This window comes from Streptosporangium jomthongense, assembly GCF_042650425.1.
Classification (GTDB): domain Bacteria; phylum Actinomycetota; class Actinomycetes; order Streptosporangiales; family Streptosporangiaceae; genus Streptosporangium.
Map to the genome: position 1 here is coordinate 26,373 of NZ_JBHSBC010000034.1, position 16,921 is coordinate 43,293.

Consider the following 16,921-nt stretch of genomic DNA (forward strand, 5'->3'; position numbering starts at 1 on the left):
TCGCATGTGGAACTATTCCCCATTCGAGGCCGTGCAAATTCGGACGAATGGTGCATTATTCGCTAAAGAGCGTGCCCGCCAGGATGGTCACGCCGATCACCATGAAGATCACGGGAACGAGCCACCGCCCCCACCGGTCGACCAGGTCGATGACCCTTCCGTGGGAGCCGAGCCAGGAGGCCGTGACACACCAGAGCGCCACGAGCACCGCGAAGACCGAGGCCGTGACGAGGCTCGCCGCGGTGCCGGCCGTACGGAACAGCGGGGTGTAGACCGAGATGTTGTCGGCGCCGTTGGCGATGGTCACCCCGGCGATCGAGGCCACCCCGGAGGCGACCGGCCGCTCGTCGTCCGCCTTCGCCAGGAGTCCCCGCACCCCCAGGCCGAACGGCACCAGCCCCAGCAGCCCGACCCACCGGTCCGGAACCACGGTCAGTCCGAGCGCCGCGACGGCGAACACGGCCACCAGCGCCGCGATGCCGGTGTACTGCCCCGCGACGATCTTCCACGGCCTGGGAGTGGCCTTCGCTCTCGCCGCCAGGAACAGTACGGTCAGGATGACGATGTCGTCCACGTTCGTCCCGGCGAAGACGACGGCCGCCGTACCGATCGTTTGCCACACGTGGGCATTATGTCGGCTGGGGTGGCTCCGGATTCGGGGGTTAAGATCGATTTAGTCGCGACTGTGCCGTACCGCCCGTTCCATACCGGTCCCATCGGCCCCCCGGAGGTTTCGCGTGGCCCACCCGCCGCCGCAGTACGGCAGGCCACAGCGGGGCGAGACGGGCCGGGGCGTCGCGGCCATCCTGACCATGGTCATCGGCGTGCTCATCGCGGCGACCATCGCGCTGGTGATGGTGCTCAACCCCGTCTCGACGCCGAAGGACACCTTCCCTACCCAGGAGGCCGAACGCTCCGAGTCGTCGGCGCGACAGGCCGCCCAGCTCGCGCTCGACACCTACTCAAGCGGGTCCTACGGCGACTTCTGGGACCTGTGGAGCACCCAGTCGCAGACGGTGATCAAACGGGAGGACTACGTCAGGCTGTTCCAGCTCTGCCCGCCCCTCGTCCAGGACGGCCAGTTCACCATCTCCAGCGTCGCGGTCGAGGGAGACCACGCCACGGTGCAGGCGACCGGACCCGGGGACCAGAGCGAGTTCGGCTTCGTCTTCGAGGGCGGCGAGTGGCGGTACACACCTCCCGCGCAGCAGGAGACCGACTACCGGACCAAGACCGTGGACCAGCTGGCCCAGGAACGACGGACCGCCGGCGGCTGCGGCAGGGCCTCGGACCCCTCCGCCGCCCCTTCTGCGACCCCTTCGTCCAGCCCCTCCTACGGCGCCCCGACTGATCCGTCCGCGACCCCTTCGTACGGCTCCCCTGCCGATCCGTCCGCCGTTCCCTCGTACGTCCCCTCGACGGCCCCGGACCCCAGCTCCGTGCCGACGTCGTTCCTCATGCAGGGCTGACCGTTCCGCATGGGATCCGTTCTCCTCTTCCCGGCTTTAGCTCTTAAACCCAGAAAAGCCCAGGAAAAGCACCGTAAAGGCTTTCACAGCCTGGGTGGAAAATGGGCAACCATCCCGATAAATCGCTGAAGACGGCCTAGCGCACCCCCATATCGCAAATCATCAGTCAACTCTGTGGCATCGCCGGTATGTCACGAATATCGTGAGATCGTATGCCTTGCCGCGCAGCCGATTCTCATGCCGACGACCAGTGACGGAGGCCGGGCCCGATGAATGTGCACACCGGGATCGCGACGCTGTTCGCCTTCGCGACCGGAGCGCTCGGGCTGTACGTGCTGGCGACCAACCGGCTCCCCCGCTGGATCCGCAGCCGCGACGAGGGCCAGGCCTCCGCGTACGGCTGGGCGAAGCTGCTGATGGCCGTGTTCATCATCATGATCGTCGTCCCGCAGGCGATCGGCCTGCCGTACGGGCTGGTGGTCGGGTCGATCCTGCTGGGCCTGGTGGCCGCGGCGGCGTCCTGGTGGCTGACGCTGCGGCGAATCCGCTGACCGGCCGCTTTCCTGCCGGGCATTCCCCGAAATAGCCGACTCCATGGCAGAGTTTCAATGCGTGGCACAAGTCTCGTTACCATAGAAATACGAAACGGACACACTTTCGTGTTTTCCGCCCGGCCTGTCCCGGGGAAAGCCGTCCACGGGCCGATCAGCCCGGCGAGAAAGGTCACAAAAAATCATCACGCATATGTCAGATGCGGCCGGTTCGATATATTGACGATGTGTCGCCCAGCGAACGTCCTCTGTCCGCCGATGAGCGGGCCGTGATCCTGGCCCTTCTCGCCCGGGACTTCCCCGGTGCGGAAGACCTCAGGAGACAGGTGCCCTCGGTGGTCGTGACCAGAAACTGCGGGTGCGGATGCGCGACGATCGACTTCCGCACCGAGGACGAGCCTCCCACCCTGGGCAAGGAGCTGGTCTCCTCCGCCTACGTGCGTGGGCGCGACGACGGCGTTCTCCTCTTCGTCAGGCACGGGCGCCTGTCCCACCTGGAGGTCTACTCCAGCGACGGCGACCCGGCCCCGCTGCCACGCGTCGAGGACCTGGTCATCGACCCGCCCGACACCTGGGAGTGAGGACTCCGTACCCCCGCAATGTGAAGGCTTGACCATGTCCTGACACGGGAAAAACCAACTCCGTGATCAAACTGTGCCCGAAGGACTACAAAGAGGCCCTCCACGTCGGCCACTACTTCCGCACCGGCAACCCCGTGGTGATGGACCTCACCGGGCTGCCGGACAGCGAGGCCAGGCAGTTCGTGGACTTCGCGGCGGGTCTGGTCTTCGGCAGGGGCGGCGCCCTGGACCGCCTGTCGCACAAGGTCTTCCTCCTGATGCCCCGGGGCATGACCAGGACCCCACCCCCCGAAGGCGCCTGACCCCACGCAAAACCAGCTGAACATCGCTCCGTGAACCACGACAATCCTTGATCATGGCCACACATCAGGCAGTTGAAGGTCTACGGCGCGCGCTGGAATCCGGCAAACCTGTGCGGATCATTCGCGACATCGACGGCGCCGACCGGCTCGACGCCTACGTGGTCGGGCTCGGACGCAAGTGGGTACTGCTCCACACCATCTCCGCCGGGTTCCACCTCGACGGCCACTCGGTCGTACGGCTCCGCGACGTCGAGCACGCGACACGTTCCAACTGGAAGGCCGCGCGGGTCGCCCACCGGGCCCTCCGGCTGCGTGAGGAGCGTCCCCGGACGCCGCCGGGCATCGACCTCGACACGACGACCGGTCTGATCGACACGCTGACCAGGGCGTTTCCCCTGGTGAGCGTATACACCGAGAAGATCGACCCGGACGTCTGTTATATCGGCCGCGCCCACGGGGTCACGAAGCAGAAGAACCTGCGGCTCCAGGAGATCAGCCCCCGGGCGGTCTGGGGGTACGACTGTTGCAAGTACCGGACCACGGACATCACCAGGTTCGACGTCGGGGACGGCTACATCGACGCCCTGCACGCGGTCGGCGGGAATCCACCGGACCTCTGAGCAGGTCGTTCACCCCCGGGAGCCGGTCCGGGGGCCGCTGTACTCGGTGTCGCTGACGTGTTCGCGCCAGGAGACGTCGTCGTCCTCCCACAGCGCGAGATGGGACATGAACCGGTCCGGAGCCGCGCCGTGCCAGTGTTCCTCACCCGGCGGGGTGTGGACGACGTCGCCGGGACGGGCCTCGATGATCCCGCCCTTGCGTGCCTGGATCAGCGCGACCCCCTCGACGATGAGCAGGGTCTGGCCCAGGCCGTGCGAGTGCCACGCCGTACGGGCTCCCGGGGCGAAGCGGACCATGTTGGCCCGCATGTGATCGCCCCGGTAGACCACGTCCGCCCAGGCGTCGCCGGTGAAACACGCGGCGGGCAGCTTCGTGGTCGGTGGTCGCCTCAGGATCTCCATCAGACACCCCCTTGCGCTCTCGGGGGTATGTTCCCCGGTCGCCGGGGTTCAGAGCAGGCCGTACCGCTCCAGCTCACCACGCAGGGCCGCGGCGTCGGTGAAGAGGATCGCGCCCATGCCGACGGCTTCGGCGCCCCTGACGTTCGCCGGGCTGTCGTCGACGAACAGCGCCCGCTCGGGAGAGAGGCCGAAACGATCGAGCGCGTACCGGTAGATCTCCGGATCCGGCTTGATCATCTTCAGCTCTCCTGAGACGACGATGTCCCTGAAGACCTTCAGGACCGGATAGCGGTCCACGGCCAGCGGGTACGTCTCGGCCGACCAGTTCGTGATCGCGTACATCGCCGTCCCCGCCCGCTGGACCTCGGCCAGGATCTCCGACGTGCCCGGGACGAGGCCGTCGAGCATCTCCGGCCACCTGCTCCAGTAGGCCTCGATCAGCTCCCGGTGGTCGGGATGGCGTTCCACGGCCTCCCTGACGCCTTCGGCGAAGGGACGGCCGCGATCCTGCTCGGCGTTCCACGGGCCGTGGCAGACCTCGGTGAGGAACCACTCCATCCGGTCCTGGTCCTCGATGAGCTTGCGGTAGAGATGCCGGGGGTTCCAGTCGACGACCACCCCGCCGAGATCGAACACGACCGCCTCGTAGCGCTGCCCCATCGTTCCCCCTGTCGTGGTCAAACGTCATGGTCAAACGTCGTGGTCAAACCAGGATCACCTCGACCCCGGCGGCTTCGATCTTCCCGATCTCTCCCGGCGGGGCGCCGTCGTCCGTGACGACCGCGTCCAGCTCGCCGATCGGGCAGACATGGCCGAGCCCGGTCATGCCGAACTTCGAGGCGTCGCACACCGCGATCTTCCGCTGCGCCGCGGCGATCGCGGCCTGCTTGACCGGCACCTCGGCCAGGTCGTGGGCCGTCAGCCCGTGCCCTGCGGAAAGCCCGCACACCCCGAGGATCACGGTGTCCACCCGCAGGGCGCGCAGCGACATCTCGGTCAGGTGCCCGGTGAACGACGACGTCCTGGGCAGGACCTGCCCGCCGGGCACCAGCAGTCTCACCTCGGCCGCGCCGCTCAGCGCGTTCACCGAGTGGAGGTCGAGGGGCATCGCGGTGATCCTCCGGCCGGCCAGCGCGCGGGCGACGCGCAGCACGGTCGTCCCGCTGTCCAGCACGACGGACTCCCCGTCGGCAACCAGCTCGTCGATCTTGGCGGCGATCCGCCGCTTGACGTCCACGGCCTCGCGCTCACGCACCGCGAACGGCGGCGCCTCCCCGCGCAGCATCAGGCTCACCGCGCCGCCGCGCACCCGACGCAACACTCCCTGCTCGGCGAGCTGGTCGAGGTCACGGCGGATGGTCATCTCCGAACAGCCGGTCCGCTCGGCCAGCTCGCCGACCGTGACCCGCTCCGCCGTACGCAACCAGGAGATGATCTCCAGCAGCCGATTCGAACCCTCCACATGTGCTAATAAACGTGAATGATGTGCGAAAGTCAACCTTCCGCTCGTTCAGACCGGCTCCTCGCCGACGGTGACCATGTCGAAGGAGTCGTGGACTGGCGCCGTGTACTCCCTCATCGCGGCCCATGTGATCGTCTGGGGACTACTGGATGGTCAGGCGGTGACCGTGGTCCACGGACCGGGGGCACAGGAAGATGGTCAGGGGTGGTGTGGTGTCGCATGGGCGGTTCCGCGAGCACATCGACGAGATCGTCGCTTCGACGCCAGACCAGTAGCGGGGCGGGTCCAACGATGTCTTCCATGTCGTGGTCATTGGGACACCACAGCACCTGGAGCAGGTCTTTGCCCGCCGGAAAAGGGATCTCGGGAATGTCACGCGCGTAGAACTGCGCGACCCCGACCATGGGCACCGGGCTCTCGGGAAGGTGATCGCGCCGATCCAGCCAACCAGGCTGTCCAAAGGGCGCGACCTGTATTTGGACGACCCGGTCACAGGCGGGCCACGGTTCGGCGACCGGCCAGATCAATGGCCCTCCGATGTGACTGTCGTGGATGGTCGGCTTTCCCGGGCGTGGATGAAGCCGGACGGCCGTCCTGGCGTAGGCGTTCATCCAGGGGAACCTTTCGACGAGATCGATCGGAGGGTCAGGGGTCGTGAAGGTCATGGCCGGGAAGCTTAGGCAACGGAACCGACAGACCGCCTCCCAGAAAAGAATGACCGGTTAATCCGGCAAATGAGGAAAAGTCGGTTTTCGGAGGAAGTTAAGCATTGACCGTAAACGGTGGTATGCGTACGTTCCGGGAGGGTCGTCGCTGTGGCGCCCGGAGCCGAGAGGGGCACCATGGCCGCCGATTCCATCCCGAACGACATCTCGAACGACATCGTCCCCGGGCCGCTGGGCACCCCGTCACCCGAGTACGCGCGACGCCACGAGGAGGGGCCGCTCGACCCGGCTGTCATGCCGAGCGGGGACATGGTGCCGGTCGCCGTCAGATACGAGGACGTCCGGACCCTGCTCGGTTCGGCGGCCTCAAGCCGTAACCTGCGCCTTCCCGGCCTGCCCCGGCTGGTGAGCGGCGTGGGCATCGACGACGACCCCGACGCGCTGATCAACCAGGACCCGCCGGAGCACACCCGCTACCGGCGGATCATGTACGGAGCGTTCACGCCCCGCCGTACCGAATCGTGGCGGCCGTGGGTCGCGGCGATCGCCGGTGAGCTGCTCGACGGGGTCGGCGAGGAGTTCGACCTGGTCGAGGCGTTCGCGGTGCGGTTGCCCGGCCGGGTCATCTGCCGGTTGCTGGGTGTCCCCTATGACGACTACGACCGGTTCGTGGCCTGGACGGACATGTTCCTCACCACCTCGACCGCCACCGAACAGGCCCGGTACCAGGGCTACACCGAGTTCATGGCCTACGCCCGGGAGCTGGTGGCCCGCCACCGCGCCGAACCCGGTGACGACCTCATCGACCTGCTCGTGCAGGCTCGTGACGAGGAGGACCGGCTGAGCGAGGGTGAGCTGGTCAACACCGTGTTCGCGCTGATCACGGCGGGGCACGAGACCACCGCCTCGATGGTGTCCAAGGGGGTCTTCCGTCTCATGCTCCATCGTGGGCAGTGGGACGAGCTGGTCGCCCGGCCGGAGCTCGCGGCGACCGCGGCCGAGGAGATCCTGCGTTACGACGGGCCGCCCGCCAGCGCGTTCATGCGCCGGCTGACCGAGGACGTCGAACTCTCCTGCGGCGTGCTGAAGGCGGGAAGCGTCGTGATGCCCGACCTCAACGCCGCCAACCACGACCCCCGCGCCTTTCCCGAACCGGGACGGTTCGACATCCACCGCTTCGAAACGCAGCCGCCGCATCCGCACCTGGCCTTCGGGTACGGCCCGCACCGCTGCCTGGCCGCCGCGCTGGCCAGGGTCGAACTCACCGAGGCCCTCAGGGCGCTGGCGACCCGGCGGCCGGGGTTGCGCCTGGCCGTACCGGCCGAACAGGTCGAGTGGAGTGAGGGGCTGACCCGTCGTCCCGTCGCGCTACCGGTGACCGCGGCCCGCCGTGACAACCGGACAGACCGGGTGGAGTGACCACCCGGTCTGTCGGCTCGCGACGCTGCCGGAGGCGCACGCGTCCTGTCCCCACCCCCGCGAGGACAGGACGCGTCCCCTGGTATCCCTGGCCACGGCGCCGTCACGGACTCCGTCTCACGACGGAGACACGCCCTACTTCTCCTCGTACGGCGCGGGCGGGGCCAGCGGGGCGCACTTCTTCTGGGCCTTCTCCCAGGCGTCCGACTTGGGCTTGACCTCCTGGAAGTCGGCGGGCTTCTGCTCATCCGTTTCGATGGGCTGCCAGACGCCGTTCTCCCGCAGGCACTTGGCCCACGTGGCGAACTTGGCGTCCTCCTCGGGGGTCGTCGGCCCGCCGCCGAGGATCACCCAGTCCCACTCCTTGCACGCCTTCATGGCGGCGGTGAGCTGGGCCTGGGTGCTGTCGGTCACGGCGCTGGTGTCGAGGTCCTGACCCTTGACCGGGTCCGGGATCTTGATCTTGTTCTCGCGCATGCATCCGGCGAACTTCACCGCGGCCTCGTGCCAGCTCAACGTGGCCGGAGCGGCGGAGGGAGCCGTGGCGGGCTCGGCGGAGGTGGCGGCCTTCGCGCCGGAGTTCGCCGTGCTGGCGAAGCTCTGTACCCCGCACGCCGTACTCAGCGCCAGTGTGGGAAGGACGGCCAGTACGGCGAGACGCCGTTTGGTGATCAACACGGTTCTCTCCAATGGGTCGGTTGACTGCCCATCACCTTGGCCCGTCCATATGAGCGACCCGTCCACACCATGTCATGAACGTGTAATAGCTTCCGAGACCGGACAAATCGCAAGTCATGGCCGTCGATACTGGAACGCATGGCACGCGTGTTGCTGGTCGAGGATGACCCGAGCGTCAGAAACGCCCTGACGATCGCCCTCAAGGGCAGGGACCACGAGGTCGAGTCGGCGGCGTCCGGGGAGGAAGGACTGGCGCTGCTGGCGCACTTCGCCGCCGACGTGGTGGTGCTCGACCTCATGCTGCCCGGTATCGATGGGTTCGAGGTCTGCCGCCGCATCCGCGCGACCACCTCGACCTCCATCATCATGCTCAGCGCGCGGGGCGACGACTTCGACGTGGTCGGCGGTCTTGAGGCAGGGGCGGACGACTACGTGATCAAACCGGTGAGACCCCAGGTGCTTGAGGCCCGGATCAGGGCGGTGCTGCGCCGTACGGAGAGTGTGCCCTCTCCGGTCGAGACCTACGACACGCTGCGCATCGACCGCGCCTCCCTGACCGTGAACAGGGACGGGCGGCGGATCGCGCTGCCGCCGATGGAGCTGCGCCTGCTGCTGCACCTGTCGGCCGTGCCCGGGCAGGTCTTCAGCAGGCAACAGCTGCTTGAGTCGGTGTGGGACCACGACTACCTGGGCGACTCACGGCTGGTCGACGCGTGCGTGCAACGGCTGCGTTCCAAGATCGAGGACGTGCCGGGCGAGCCGAGATACGTGCAGACCGTGCGCGGGTTCGGGTACCGCTTCGGGCCGGTATGACCTGGCTGCGAGGACTACGGGCCCGGCTGGTCATCACGTTCGTGCTGGTCGGCGGGCTGAGCGCGGTCGGGGCCGCCGGGCTGACCTACTACAAGGCGCAGAACAACCTGCTGGCCGGAGCGCAGAACCGGCTGCTGAAGGACTTCAGGTACCGGGTGCTGCTGCTCTCGCGTGACGTCGCACTGCCCGCGAACGACGAGGTCCTCGACCAGCTGGCCGAGGACCTGGAGGTCGGCAACCGCGACGTGTACGTGGTCAGGGACGGCGAGGTCCCCTCCGACAACCGCATCACCGGTGAACTGCGTGCGAGAGTCCTGCGGCGGGACGAACTGGTCTGGCAGCGGGTGGTGGACGATGGCGTGCCGTACCTCGTGGGCGGCAGCAGGGTCATGTTCGGCGCGGGCGGCGAACCATCGGGTATCACCGTCTATCTCGTCGAATCGCTCTCGCAGACCGCCACCGACGAGACGGCCGTACTGCGTGCCGCCCAGACCGCCACGCTGCCCGCCGTACTGCTGGCGGTGCTGGCCGGACTGCTGGCCGCGCGTGGCGTGCTGCGCCCGGTCGCCGACCTGGACCGCGCGGCCCGCCGGCTGGGTGAGGGGCGGCTTGAGACCCGCCTGCCGGTACGGGGCGGCGACGAACTGGCCCGGCTGGCCGGGCAGTTCAACGCGACCGCCGCCGCGCTGGAGCACTCCGTCGGCGAGCTGCGTGAGATGGAGGCCAGGTCACGGCGGTTCGTCGCCGACGTCTCCCACGAACTGCGCACCCCGCTGGCCGCCGCGACCGCCGTCACCGACGTCCTGGAGGCCGGAGCCGACCGGCTCGACCCCAACGCCGGAACCGCCGCCCGGCTGGTGAGCGCCGAGATCTTCCGGCTCACCAGGCTCGTCGACGACCTGATGGAGATCTCCCGCTTCGACGCGGGCGCCGCCGTCCTCAACCTCAACGACGTGGACGTCGGCGCCGCCGTGGCCGCCTGCCTGCGCTCACGCGGCTGGGGCTCCGAGGTCGTCGTGGACCTGCCGCCGGACATCGTCGTCCCCCTCGACCCACGCCGTGTGGACGTCATCATCGCCAACCTCGTCGGCAACGCGCTGCGGCACGGCGAACCGCCCGTCACCGTCCGGGTGCGCGCGACCGACGACATCGCGACGGTCGAGGTCTCCGACCATGGCCCCGGCCTTTCCGCCGACGTCCTTCCGTACGTCTTCGAACGCTTCTACAAGGCCGACGCCGCCCGTGCCCGCTCGGAGGGCAGCGGCCTCGGCCTGGCCATCGCCCGCGAGAACGCCCTCCTGCACGGCGGCGACCTGACCGTCGCCCCCGGCCCTGGCGCCGTCTTCACCCTCACCCTGCCGAGGAAACGCACATGAGAACCCCCCTTCTCACGATCTGCGCGGCACTTCTCATGGCCTGTACGGCCTGCGGCATCGGTCCCAGCGAAGTGATCGGCGCCGGAGAACCCGCCCGTGGTTTCATCCAGGGCACTCCCCTGTACTTCGTGCGGGACGGCGATCTCATCCTGGTCAGCCGTCCCGACGCTCCGTTCGGGGCCTCCGAGGCCGTCGAACTGCTGCTCGGAGGGCCGACCGATCGGGAGCGGGAGCTCTCCCTCGGCACCCGGCTGCCCGATGGCCTGGCCGTCAAGGTGAGCGACCACGGGTTCACGCTGGACACGAGCGGTTCGAAGATGAGGAAACGCCTGACACCGACGATCCAGCCACGGAGCAAGGGCGTTCCGGCGATACCGGACCGCCGGTTGTCGACCCTCGACCTCGACCTGGTGGAAAAGCCGGAGGACCGGGCCGGTCTGGAGCCGCAGTCGTTTCCGACGGTCGGCCGCCTCTCGCGGCTGGCCACGGGACAGCTCGTCTGCACGATCGCCACCGCCACGGCAACCAGGAACCACATGAAGGTGAACGACGTGCGGGTGACCGTACCGGGTGGAAAACAGACACGCTGCAAGGACTTCATGTGACTTCCGGCCCGCACCGGCCGGTCGTCGAACGGAAAGCGCTTCCGAAAACCCCGTCCACGGCGAATTCCGAAGCGCCTCTCGAACGCGCCGCCTCGGTCCTCCCGAGCACGGTGGGAGATCAGTCCCAGGGGGTGTCGACCAGGGAAACCGACGGAAGAGGGCCGGCGCAGGCGGCGGTCGCGGCATAAAGCAGGGTGGCGGCGGTGACGATGGTGGTGATGACCAATTTCCTGACCGGCATGGTTACGGCCTTTCGCCTCGGTTGAACTCGCTGACTGCGACAGCAGGAACGTAGAGAGAAAGTCCTTTGCGGCCCTATCCCGCGCCTTACTCGCCCGGACGAGTAACCCGCGATAGAACGGCGATAGAGCCATGACAGCCGCCTGCTCATCATGGAACCTGAAAGGGTTGCCACCGGCAGGAGGCGAGACATGGTGCGAGAGGCGGGCGGTCGGTCAGCGGAGCGGACACGCGCGAGGACGAGCCGGTCCACCGGCAGGGCGACGCGCTTCGGCTTCCTGGGAGCCGTGGCGTTGTGGAAGGAGGACGGGGAGGTCAGGCTCTCCACAAGACGGGCGAGGACGGTCATGGCCCGGCTGCTTCTCTCCCCGGGCCAGTTGGTGAGCATGGACGCCCTGGTGGACGGGCTCTACGGCGAGCGTCCTGTCAAGAGCGCGCGCAACCAGATCCACCGAGGGGTCGGGGAACTCCGGCAACAGGGCGTCCTCATCGTCGAGCAGGACGGTTCCTACCTGCTCAGCACCCCCACCGAGGTGATCGACGCGTGGCGGTTCAAGAGTCTGACCGAGTCCGCCAGGACCGCGGCGCACCCCCGGGACAAGGTCAGGCTCCTGCAGGAGGCGCTGAAGGTCTGGCGTGGCCCGGCTCTGGCCGGGTTGGACAGCCAGGTGTTCAGGGCAGCGGCTGAGGAGTGGGAGGAGCGGCGGCTGACGGCGATCCAGGAGCGCTTCGGAGCCGACCTGGCCCTCGGCAACCACAACGACCTGATCCCCGAGATCCGGCGCCTGACCAGCGAACACCCGATGCGTGAGCACTTCTCCTGGCAGCTCATGACGGCCTGTTACCGGGCCGGTAGGACCGGGGAGGCCATCGCCGCGTTCACCAGGCTCCGTGAGGAGCTCGCCGAACAGCTGGGCATCGACCCCTCTCCCGAGTTGCGGCACCTGTACGAGCAGATCCTCCGCCAGGAACCCGTACCGACAGAGGACGCGCCGGTTCCCCGGCAGCTCCCGCCCCGCCCTCTGAAGATCACCGGCCGGTCCTGGGAGTTGGAGCGGATCCGGACGGCGCTGGAACGGGGCAGCCGTACGGTGGCGATCACCGGAGCCAGTGGCTCGGGCAAGACGACGCTGGCCCTGGAGGCGGCCCACGGTTCGGCGGAGCTCTTTCCCGACGGGCAGCTCTACAACACCGAGCCGGACGACGTGCTGCCCGGCATGCTGCGCGCGCTGGGCGACACGAGGGTGCCGAAACGGCAGGACGAACAGAACGGCCGCCTGCGCACTCTCCTGGCCAGTCGGCGCATCCTCATCGTGGTGGAGAACGTGGCCGGCGCGGCGCAGGTCCGCTCGTTCCTTCCGGCCTGCCGGGAGTGCGCGCTCATCGTCACCAGCCGTTCGTCCCTCTCCTCGCTGCGTGAAGCCGTACAGATCACGCTGGGCGGTCTGTCCGTCGATGACGCGTGGGCGCTTCTCGCCGACGGTGTGGGGGCCCATCGCCTGGCGGCCGAGCCCGAGGCCACCCATCGGGTGATCGAACTGTGTGACGGCCTGCCTCTGGCCGTGGACATCATCGCCGCGAAACTGGCCGCCAGACCGCACTGGGACATCGCCACCCTGGCCGCCCGCCTGGAGGACCCCGGCAGAATCCTGTCCGAGCTGCGCCATGACGACCTCGACATCCGCGCCGCCCTCGACAGCGGTTACCTCTCGCTGTCCCCTGAGGCCAGGACGCTGCTCAGGAAGATCGGCTACTCCGGAAAACAGGATGTCTCGGTCCAGGACGCCTCGTGTTTGGAGAAGATCTCACCGGCCGAGGCGGAATGGCGGATCGAGGCCCTCGTCGATGCGCGGATGCTCACGGTCTCCGGAATGGAAAGCGGTGGGCGGTTCACGTATCACTGTCCTCCGATGGTGCTGGCGCACTCAAGGGAACGGGCCCTGACCGAAGATCAGATCACCGAACTCGACGCGGCCGTCAGCCGCGTTCTCACCGGGATGGAAGACTCGACAGGTCGCCATTGATCTCCAAACCACAGGGGGGCAGAGTGCAGAACTGTGCGGCGTAGGCGTTTCGGCGGATCCCGGACCGCGGACTGCCTGGTCATCCTGTTCGCCTGGATACTGTCCTCCTCCGGCGCGAGCGGGACCGCTCTCATCGTTCAGGCGCTCATCGGCGGGCTGGCCTCGGTCGCCCTGTTCCGGCGACGGACACAACCCGTCCCGGTCCTGGTCGTCAACCTCGTGTGCGCCCTGGCGACACAGCTCCTGGTGTCGCATCCGGTGCTGCCCGGGGCGCTGGCGGTGGCCCTGTACGCCGTCGGCAGGCACGCTCCGCCCCGCGTCTCCTGGACGGCGGCGGTGGTCGCCGGTCTGGTCTACGGCGGCACGCTCGTTGTCCTGCACGCCCTTGGCTCCCCGATCCTCAACCGGGACGCGGACGGACAGCTGTCCGTGGCCTTCCTCGTCGCCGCGCTGCTGCTGTGTCCGCTTTTCCTGCTGGTCGCCTTCGGGTGTCTGGTGCGGCTACGCCACGAGCTGAGAGAACGTGAACGGTCCGAACTGGAGGCGACGGCCGTACGGGCCGAGCGGGCGCGTATCGCGCGGGAGCTCCACGACGTGGTGGCCCACCACATCAGTACGGTGAACGTCCTGCTCGGCGCGGCACGGACGATCCTGCGCAAGGACCCCGACCGGGCGGAGACGGCGCTGGCCACGGCTGAGCGGAACGGCCGCGACGCCATAGCGGAGCTGCGGCACCTGTTACACGTGCTGCGCGCCGAGCAGACGCACAGACCCGAGAGTGAGGACCACGCGACGGGGGTCGCCCTTCTGCCCTCTCTCGTGGAGCGGGCACGGGGCGCCGGGCAGCGGGTCCGGCTTGAGGTGACCGGAGATTCGTTCCCGCTGGGGGCCACCGTGGACAACGCGGTCTACCGGATCGTCCAGGAGGCGCTGACCAACTCCCGCAAACACGCCGCCGGAGCCGCGGCCACCGTCACGGTGGCCTACCTTCCCGGGGCTGTCGAGGTGGAGGTGAGCGACGACGGCCCGGCCGTACAGCACACGTCGGAGACGAACGGCTTCGGCCTGCGTGGAATCACCGAGCGTGTCACCCTTTGTGGCGGGGAACTGCAGATCGGGTCCGTTCCAGAGGGAGGTTTCCGTGTCCGTGCACGCATCCCGGCCGATCAGGGTGCTGATCGTCGATGACCAGGCGCTGATCCGGGCGGGTTTCGGGATGATCCTTGAGGCCCAGGAGGACATCGTCGTGGTGGGCGAGGCCGAGGACGGCGACGCGGCGTGCCGGATGTGCGCGCGGTCGGCTCCGGACGTGGTGCTGATGGACGTCCACATGCCCAAGGGCGTCGACGGCATCACCGCCACCAGGCGCATCACCGCCGAGCATCCCGGCGTCCGGGTGGTCGTGATCAGCACCTTCGACCTCGACGAACATGTCATGGAGGCGCTGTACGCCGGGGCGTCCGGTTTCGTGTCCAAGGAGATCCCCCCCGAGGAGCTGGTGCGAGCGGTACGGATCGCTCACGAGGGCGAGTCCGTGGTGGCCCCCCGGCTGCTGACCAGGCTGATCGAGAGCTTCGTCCGCTCACCGCCGCCACGCCATCGTCCCAGGCTGACGGGCGTCACCGACCGCGAACAGGACGTGCTGGTGTTGATCGCCCGCGGCCACTCGAACGCCGAGATCTCCGCCGCTCTCAAGGTCACCAGATCGACCGTCAAGAACCACGTGACCAGCCTCTTCGCCAAAACCGGGGTACGCGACCGGGCCCAGGCAGTGATTCTGGCCTACGAGGCCGGACTCGTGAAGCCGGGGGACCAGGCCCCCAGAGCGGCCGGCTCGTAGGACTCGGGTCCCAGGGCGAGGACCCTCTTGGAGGGGGAGGAAACCCCGCAGGTCAGCGGCGATCCTGAAGAAGTCCGCAGAACACGGCTTCTTCATGGAGAGCACCATGAAACTGCTGGCCGCCGGTTTCCTCATGACCGCGACGACCCTGTACACGGTGACACCCGCCTCCGCGGCTCCCATGATCGACTGGAGGCCCTGCCCGAACGACGTGGCCGCGCAGTGCGCGAGTCTGCGGGTTCCCGTGGACTGGGCGCGTCCAGAGGGCCGGACGATCGCACTGCGGCTCATGAAGCTGCCGGCCCTCGCGCCGGACAGGCGCATCGGCACCCTGTTCGACATCCCCGGCGGGCCGGGGGAAAGCGGCACGGAGGCGCTGAAGCGCCCCTCTGAGCTGCACAAAGCGCTGCGTCAGCGGTTCGACGTCGTCGGCTACGACCCGCGTACCACCGTGGCCCTGTCGGCTCTTCCCGCCTCGTGCACCCGGACCTGGTCCACGCTCACCGACCCGCGCGACCATGCCGCCTACGCCGGACAGGTCAGGGCCCTGAGCAGAGGGGTCGCCGCCTGCAGGCGCGACGATCGCACCGGCCTGCTCACCCACCTCGACTCGATCTCCGCGGCCAGGGACATGGAGGCGGTCCGCCGAGCCCTCGGCGAGACCCGGCTCACCTTCACCGTCAGGTCGTACGGCGGGGTGCCGATGACGGCCTACGCCCGCCTGTTCCCCGAGCGCGTCCGCGCCGCCTACCTCGACGGGGTTCCCGACCACGTTGACGCGTGGACCGGCAGAGGCAGGGAGTGGCTCACCGGCACCGAGCAGGCCTTCGACCGTTTCGTCTCCTGGTGCGCCGCCACCACCGCGTGCGAACTGCACGGCAGGAACGTCAGGTCGCTTTGGCGCCGGCTGGTCCGCCGGGCCGACGCGTTCCCCGTCCCCGTGCTGAAGGGGGCCTTCGCCGGGCGCGAGCTCACCGGCTGGCACCTCAGGATCTCCGCTCCCGTCCTCCTGCTGCCCGGTGTCGCCGGAGACAGCTCCTGGCGTGCCTTCGCGGCGTCCGTACGGGGAGCCCTGCGGGGGGACGCCTCGGGGTTCGCGATGCCGAGCCTCGGAAACCTGCGGCACTGGACCAGGCCGGTGGTTCTCGCCCTGCAGTGCCCGGACGGCCTCTGGGGCAGGACCGGTTACCCGGCCCTCCGCGGAAACCGTGGGTTTCTCGAACGGCTCTCCCCCGACTTCGGTGCCCTGTCCTATCCCAACCTGGCGTGTACCGGCTGGACCGTCCCCCTTGCCAATCCGCCCCGGCCACTGCCCGCGAGGAGGCTTCCCCCCTTCCTCGGAGCGGGAACCCACCCGGGCGACTACACGCCGACCCGCCGCCTGCTCAGGCACATACCGGGCTCGGCGACCGTGCGCTACGACGGCCCGGGTCACGTCATCTACCTGGGCGGAATGCCGGGCGCCCACTGCGTGGTCGAGCACGCGGTGCGCTACCTGACCGACCTCACCCTGCCCTCGGGTGCCGTCTGCCGGGCGAAGAAGTGACGAGGAAGCGTGCGGGAAACGGGGCCTGCGAGAGTTTCACATGTCAGCAAGGACGGGGCGAAACAAAAAACGCCCCGGCCGTTAAAACTAAAAAACACGCGAAACGCGTTTTCGAAAGGAAGAAACATGAACGAGAAGACCTTCGTCTACGAGGTTCCGGCTCTGGTCGAGGTTGGCGACTTCTCCGAGCTCACCCAGCTCACCAACCGCGGCAAGTGGGCCGACAGCATCTGGGGCTACTACTTCGACTAATTCGAAGAGTAACTAGCCGCGACGGTGTCCGGCGGCGGCGCCGCCGGACACCGTCTCCAACACGGAAAAGGAGGCC

20 protein-coding genes are annotated in these 16,921 nt (G+C 68.3%); 14 read left to right on the top strand and 6 right to left on the bottom strand.

Annotated elements, in window-relative coordinates:
* Positions 1-55: 55 nt before the first annotated feature.
* Entirely contained in the window at positions 56-622 is a 567-nt protein-coding gene (locus tag ACFOYY_RS30040; RefSeq protein WP_386194214.1) for a cadmium resistance transporter, read from the bottom strand.
* 115 nt (positions 623-737) lie between these two features.
* On the opposite strand from ACFOYY_RS30040, the gene ACFOYY_RS30045 reads away from it, so the two are divergent.
* The 5 genes from ACFOYY_RS30045 (at position 738) to ACFOYY_RS30065 (ending at position 3,523) form a co-directional block, all read left to right on the top strand.
* Positions 738-1,469 (top strand): hypothetical protein, encoded by a 732-nt coding sequence (locus tag ACFOYY_RS30045; RefSeq protein ID WP_386194217.1) that lies wholly within the window; start codon positions 738-740, stop codon positions 1,467-1,469.
* Positions 1,470-1,738: 269 nt separating this feature from the next.
* Positions 1,739-2,020, top strand: coding sequence for a hypothetical protein (locus tag ACFOYY_RS30050; protein ID WP_352014848.1), 282 nt, complete (start codon positions 1,739-1,741; stop codon positions 2,018-2,020).
* Between the two features lie 227 nt (positions 2,021-2,247).
* Positions 2,248-2,601: a hypothetical protein gene (locus ACFOYY_RS30055; RefSeq protein ID WP_352014849.1), complete on the top strand. Its 354-nt coding sequence runs from the start codon at positions 2,248-2,250 to the stop codon at positions 2,599-2,601.
* A 62-nt stretch (positions 2,602-2,663) separates the two neighbouring features.
* Positions 2,664-2,903, top strand: coding sequence for a cell division protein SepF (locus tag ACFOYY_RS30060; RefSeq protein ID WP_352014850.1), 240 nt, complete (start codon positions 2,664-2,666; stop codon positions 2,901-2,903).
* Positions 2,904-2,956: 53 nt separating this feature from the next.
* Positions 2,957-3,523, top strand: a complete 567-nt coding sequence (locus tag ACFOYY_RS30065) for a hypothetical protein (protein ID WP_352014851.1) — start codon at positions 2,957-2,959, stop codon at positions 3,521-3,523.
* Positions 3,524-3,532: 9 nt separating this feature from the next.
* Here ACFOYY_RS30065 and ACFOYY_RS30070 read toward each other — a convergent pair whose 3' ends face one another.
* Genes ACFOYY_RS30070 through ACFOYY_RS30080 form a run of 3 tightly spaced genes read right to left on the bottom strand, consistent with a single transcriptional unit; the run spans position 3,533 to position 5,387 of the window.
* Positions 3,533-3,925, bottom strand: coding sequence for a (R)-mandelonitrile lyase (locus ACFOYY_RS30070; RefSeq protein ID WP_362911094.1), 393 nt, complete (start codon positions 3,923-3,925; stop codon positions 3,533-3,535).
* 48 nt (positions 3,926-3,973) lie between these two features.
* Positions 3,974-4,585: an HAD family hydrolase gene (locus tag ACFOYY_RS30075; RefSeq protein WP_362783985.1), complete on the bottom strand. Its 612-nt coding sequence runs from the start codon at positions 4,583-4,585 to the stop codon at positions 3,974-3,976.
* A gap of 43 nt (positions 4,586-4,628) precedes the next feature.
* On the bottom strand, positions 4,629-5,387 hold the full coding sequence (locus ACFOYY_RS30080) for a DeoR/GlpR family DNA-binding transcription regulator (protein ID WP_352014854.1): 759 nt from the start codon (positions 5,385-5,387) through the stop codon (positions 4,629-4,631).
* An 842-nt stretch (positions 5,388-6,229) separates the two neighbouring features.
* On the opposite strand from ACFOYY_RS30080, the gene ACFOYY_RS30085 reads away from it, so the two are divergent.
* A complete protein-coding gene (locus ACFOYY_RS30085) occupies positions 6,230-7,471 on the top strand; it encodes a cytochrome P450 (protein ID WP_386194225.1) in 1,242 nt (413 codons plus the stop codon).
* Between the two features lie 135 nt (positions 7,472-7,606).
* Here ACFOYY_RS30085 and ACFOYY_RS30090 read toward each other — a convergent pair whose 3' ends face one another.
* Complete coding sequence (locus ACFOYY_RS30090) at positions 7,607-8,149, bottom strand: hypothetical protein (RefSeq protein WP_362911090.1); 543 nt, start codon at positions 8,147-8,149, stop codon at positions 7,607-7,609.
* A gap of 138 nt (positions 8,150-8,287) precedes the next feature.
* Between ACFOYY_RS30090 and ACFOYY_RS30095 the strand changes: the two genes are divergently transcribed.
* From ACFOYY_RS30095 to ACFOYY_RS30105, 3 genes are read left to right on the top strand one after another with little or no spacing between them, the layout of a single operon-like run.
* Positions 8,288-8,962, top strand: coding sequence for a response regulator transcription factor (locus ACFOYY_RS30095; RefSeq protein ID WP_352014858.1), 675 nt, complete (start codon positions 8,288-8,290; stop codon positions 8,960-8,962).
* Positions 8,959-10,338: an ATP-binding protein gene (locus tag ACFOYY_RS30100; protein WP_386194228.1), complete on the top strand. Its 1,380-nt coding sequence runs from the start codon at positions 8,959-8,961 to the stop codon at positions 10,336-10,338. Before ACFOYY_RS30095 ends, ACFOYY_RS30100 begins: the two co-directional genes overlap by 4 nt.
* A complete protein-coding gene (locus ACFOYY_RS30105; RefSeq protein WP_386194231.1) occupies positions 10,335-10,943 on the top strand; it encodes a hypothetical protein in 609 nt (202 codons plus the stop codon). Before ACFOYY_RS30100 ends, ACFOYY_RS30105 begins: the two co-directional genes overlap by 4 nt.
* 118 nt (positions 10,944-11,061) lie before the next feature.
* Here ACFOYY_RS30105 and ACFOYY_RS30110 read toward each other — a convergent pair whose 3' ends face one another.
* Entirely contained in the window at positions 11,062-11,184 is a 123-nt protein-coding gene (locus ACFOYY_RS30110) for a hypothetical protein (protein WP_362783966.1), read from the bottom strand.
* Between the two features lie 190 nt (positions 11,185-11,374).
* Here ACFOYY_RS30110 and ACFOYY_RS30115 point away from each other — a divergent pair, with 190 nt between their 5' ends.
* The 5 genes from ACFOYY_RS30115 to ACFOYY_RS30135 all read left to right on the top strand — a co-directional run bounded on the left by ACFOYY_RS30115 (position 11,375) and on the right by ACFOYY_RS30135 (position 16,845).
* Positions 11,375-13,207, top strand: coding sequence for an AfsR/SARP family transcriptional regulator (locus ACFOYY_RS30115; RefSeq protein WP_362783964.1), 1,833 nt, complete (start codon positions 11,375-11,377; stop codon positions 13,205-13,207).
* A 33-nt stretch (positions 13,208-13,240) separates the two neighbouring features.
* Complete coding sequence (locus ACFOYY_RS30120; protein ID WP_386194235.1) at positions 13,241-14,395, top strand: sensor histidine kinase; 1,155 nt, start codon at positions 13,241-13,243, stop codon at positions 14,393-14,395.
* Positions 14,349-15,047 carry a response regulator gene (locus ACFOYY_RS30125; protein WP_386194237.1) on the top strand — a complete coding sequence of 233 codons (699 nt, stop codon included), beginning with the start codon at positions 14,349-14,351 and terminating at the stop codon, positions 15,045-15,047. The genes ACFOYY_RS30120 and ACFOYY_RS30125 overlap by 47 nt, the downstream gene beginning before the upstream one ends.
* A 106-nt stretch (positions 15,048-15,153) precedes the next feature.
* Positions 15,154-16,593: an alpha/beta fold hydrolase gene (locus ACFOYY_RS30130; RefSeq protein ID WP_386194240.1), complete on the top strand. Its 1,440-nt coding sequence runs from the start codon at positions 15,154-15,156 to the stop codon at positions 16,591-16,593.
* A 126-nt stretch (positions 16,594-16,719) separates the two neighbouring features.
* Positions 16,720-16,845: a lasso RiPP family leader peptide-containing protein gene (locus ACFOYY_RS30135; RefSeq protein WP_352002374.1), complete on the top strand. Its 126-nt coding sequence runs from the start codon at positions 16,720-16,722 to the stop codon at positions 16,843-16,845.
* Positions 16,846-16,921 lie beyond the last annotated feature (76 nt).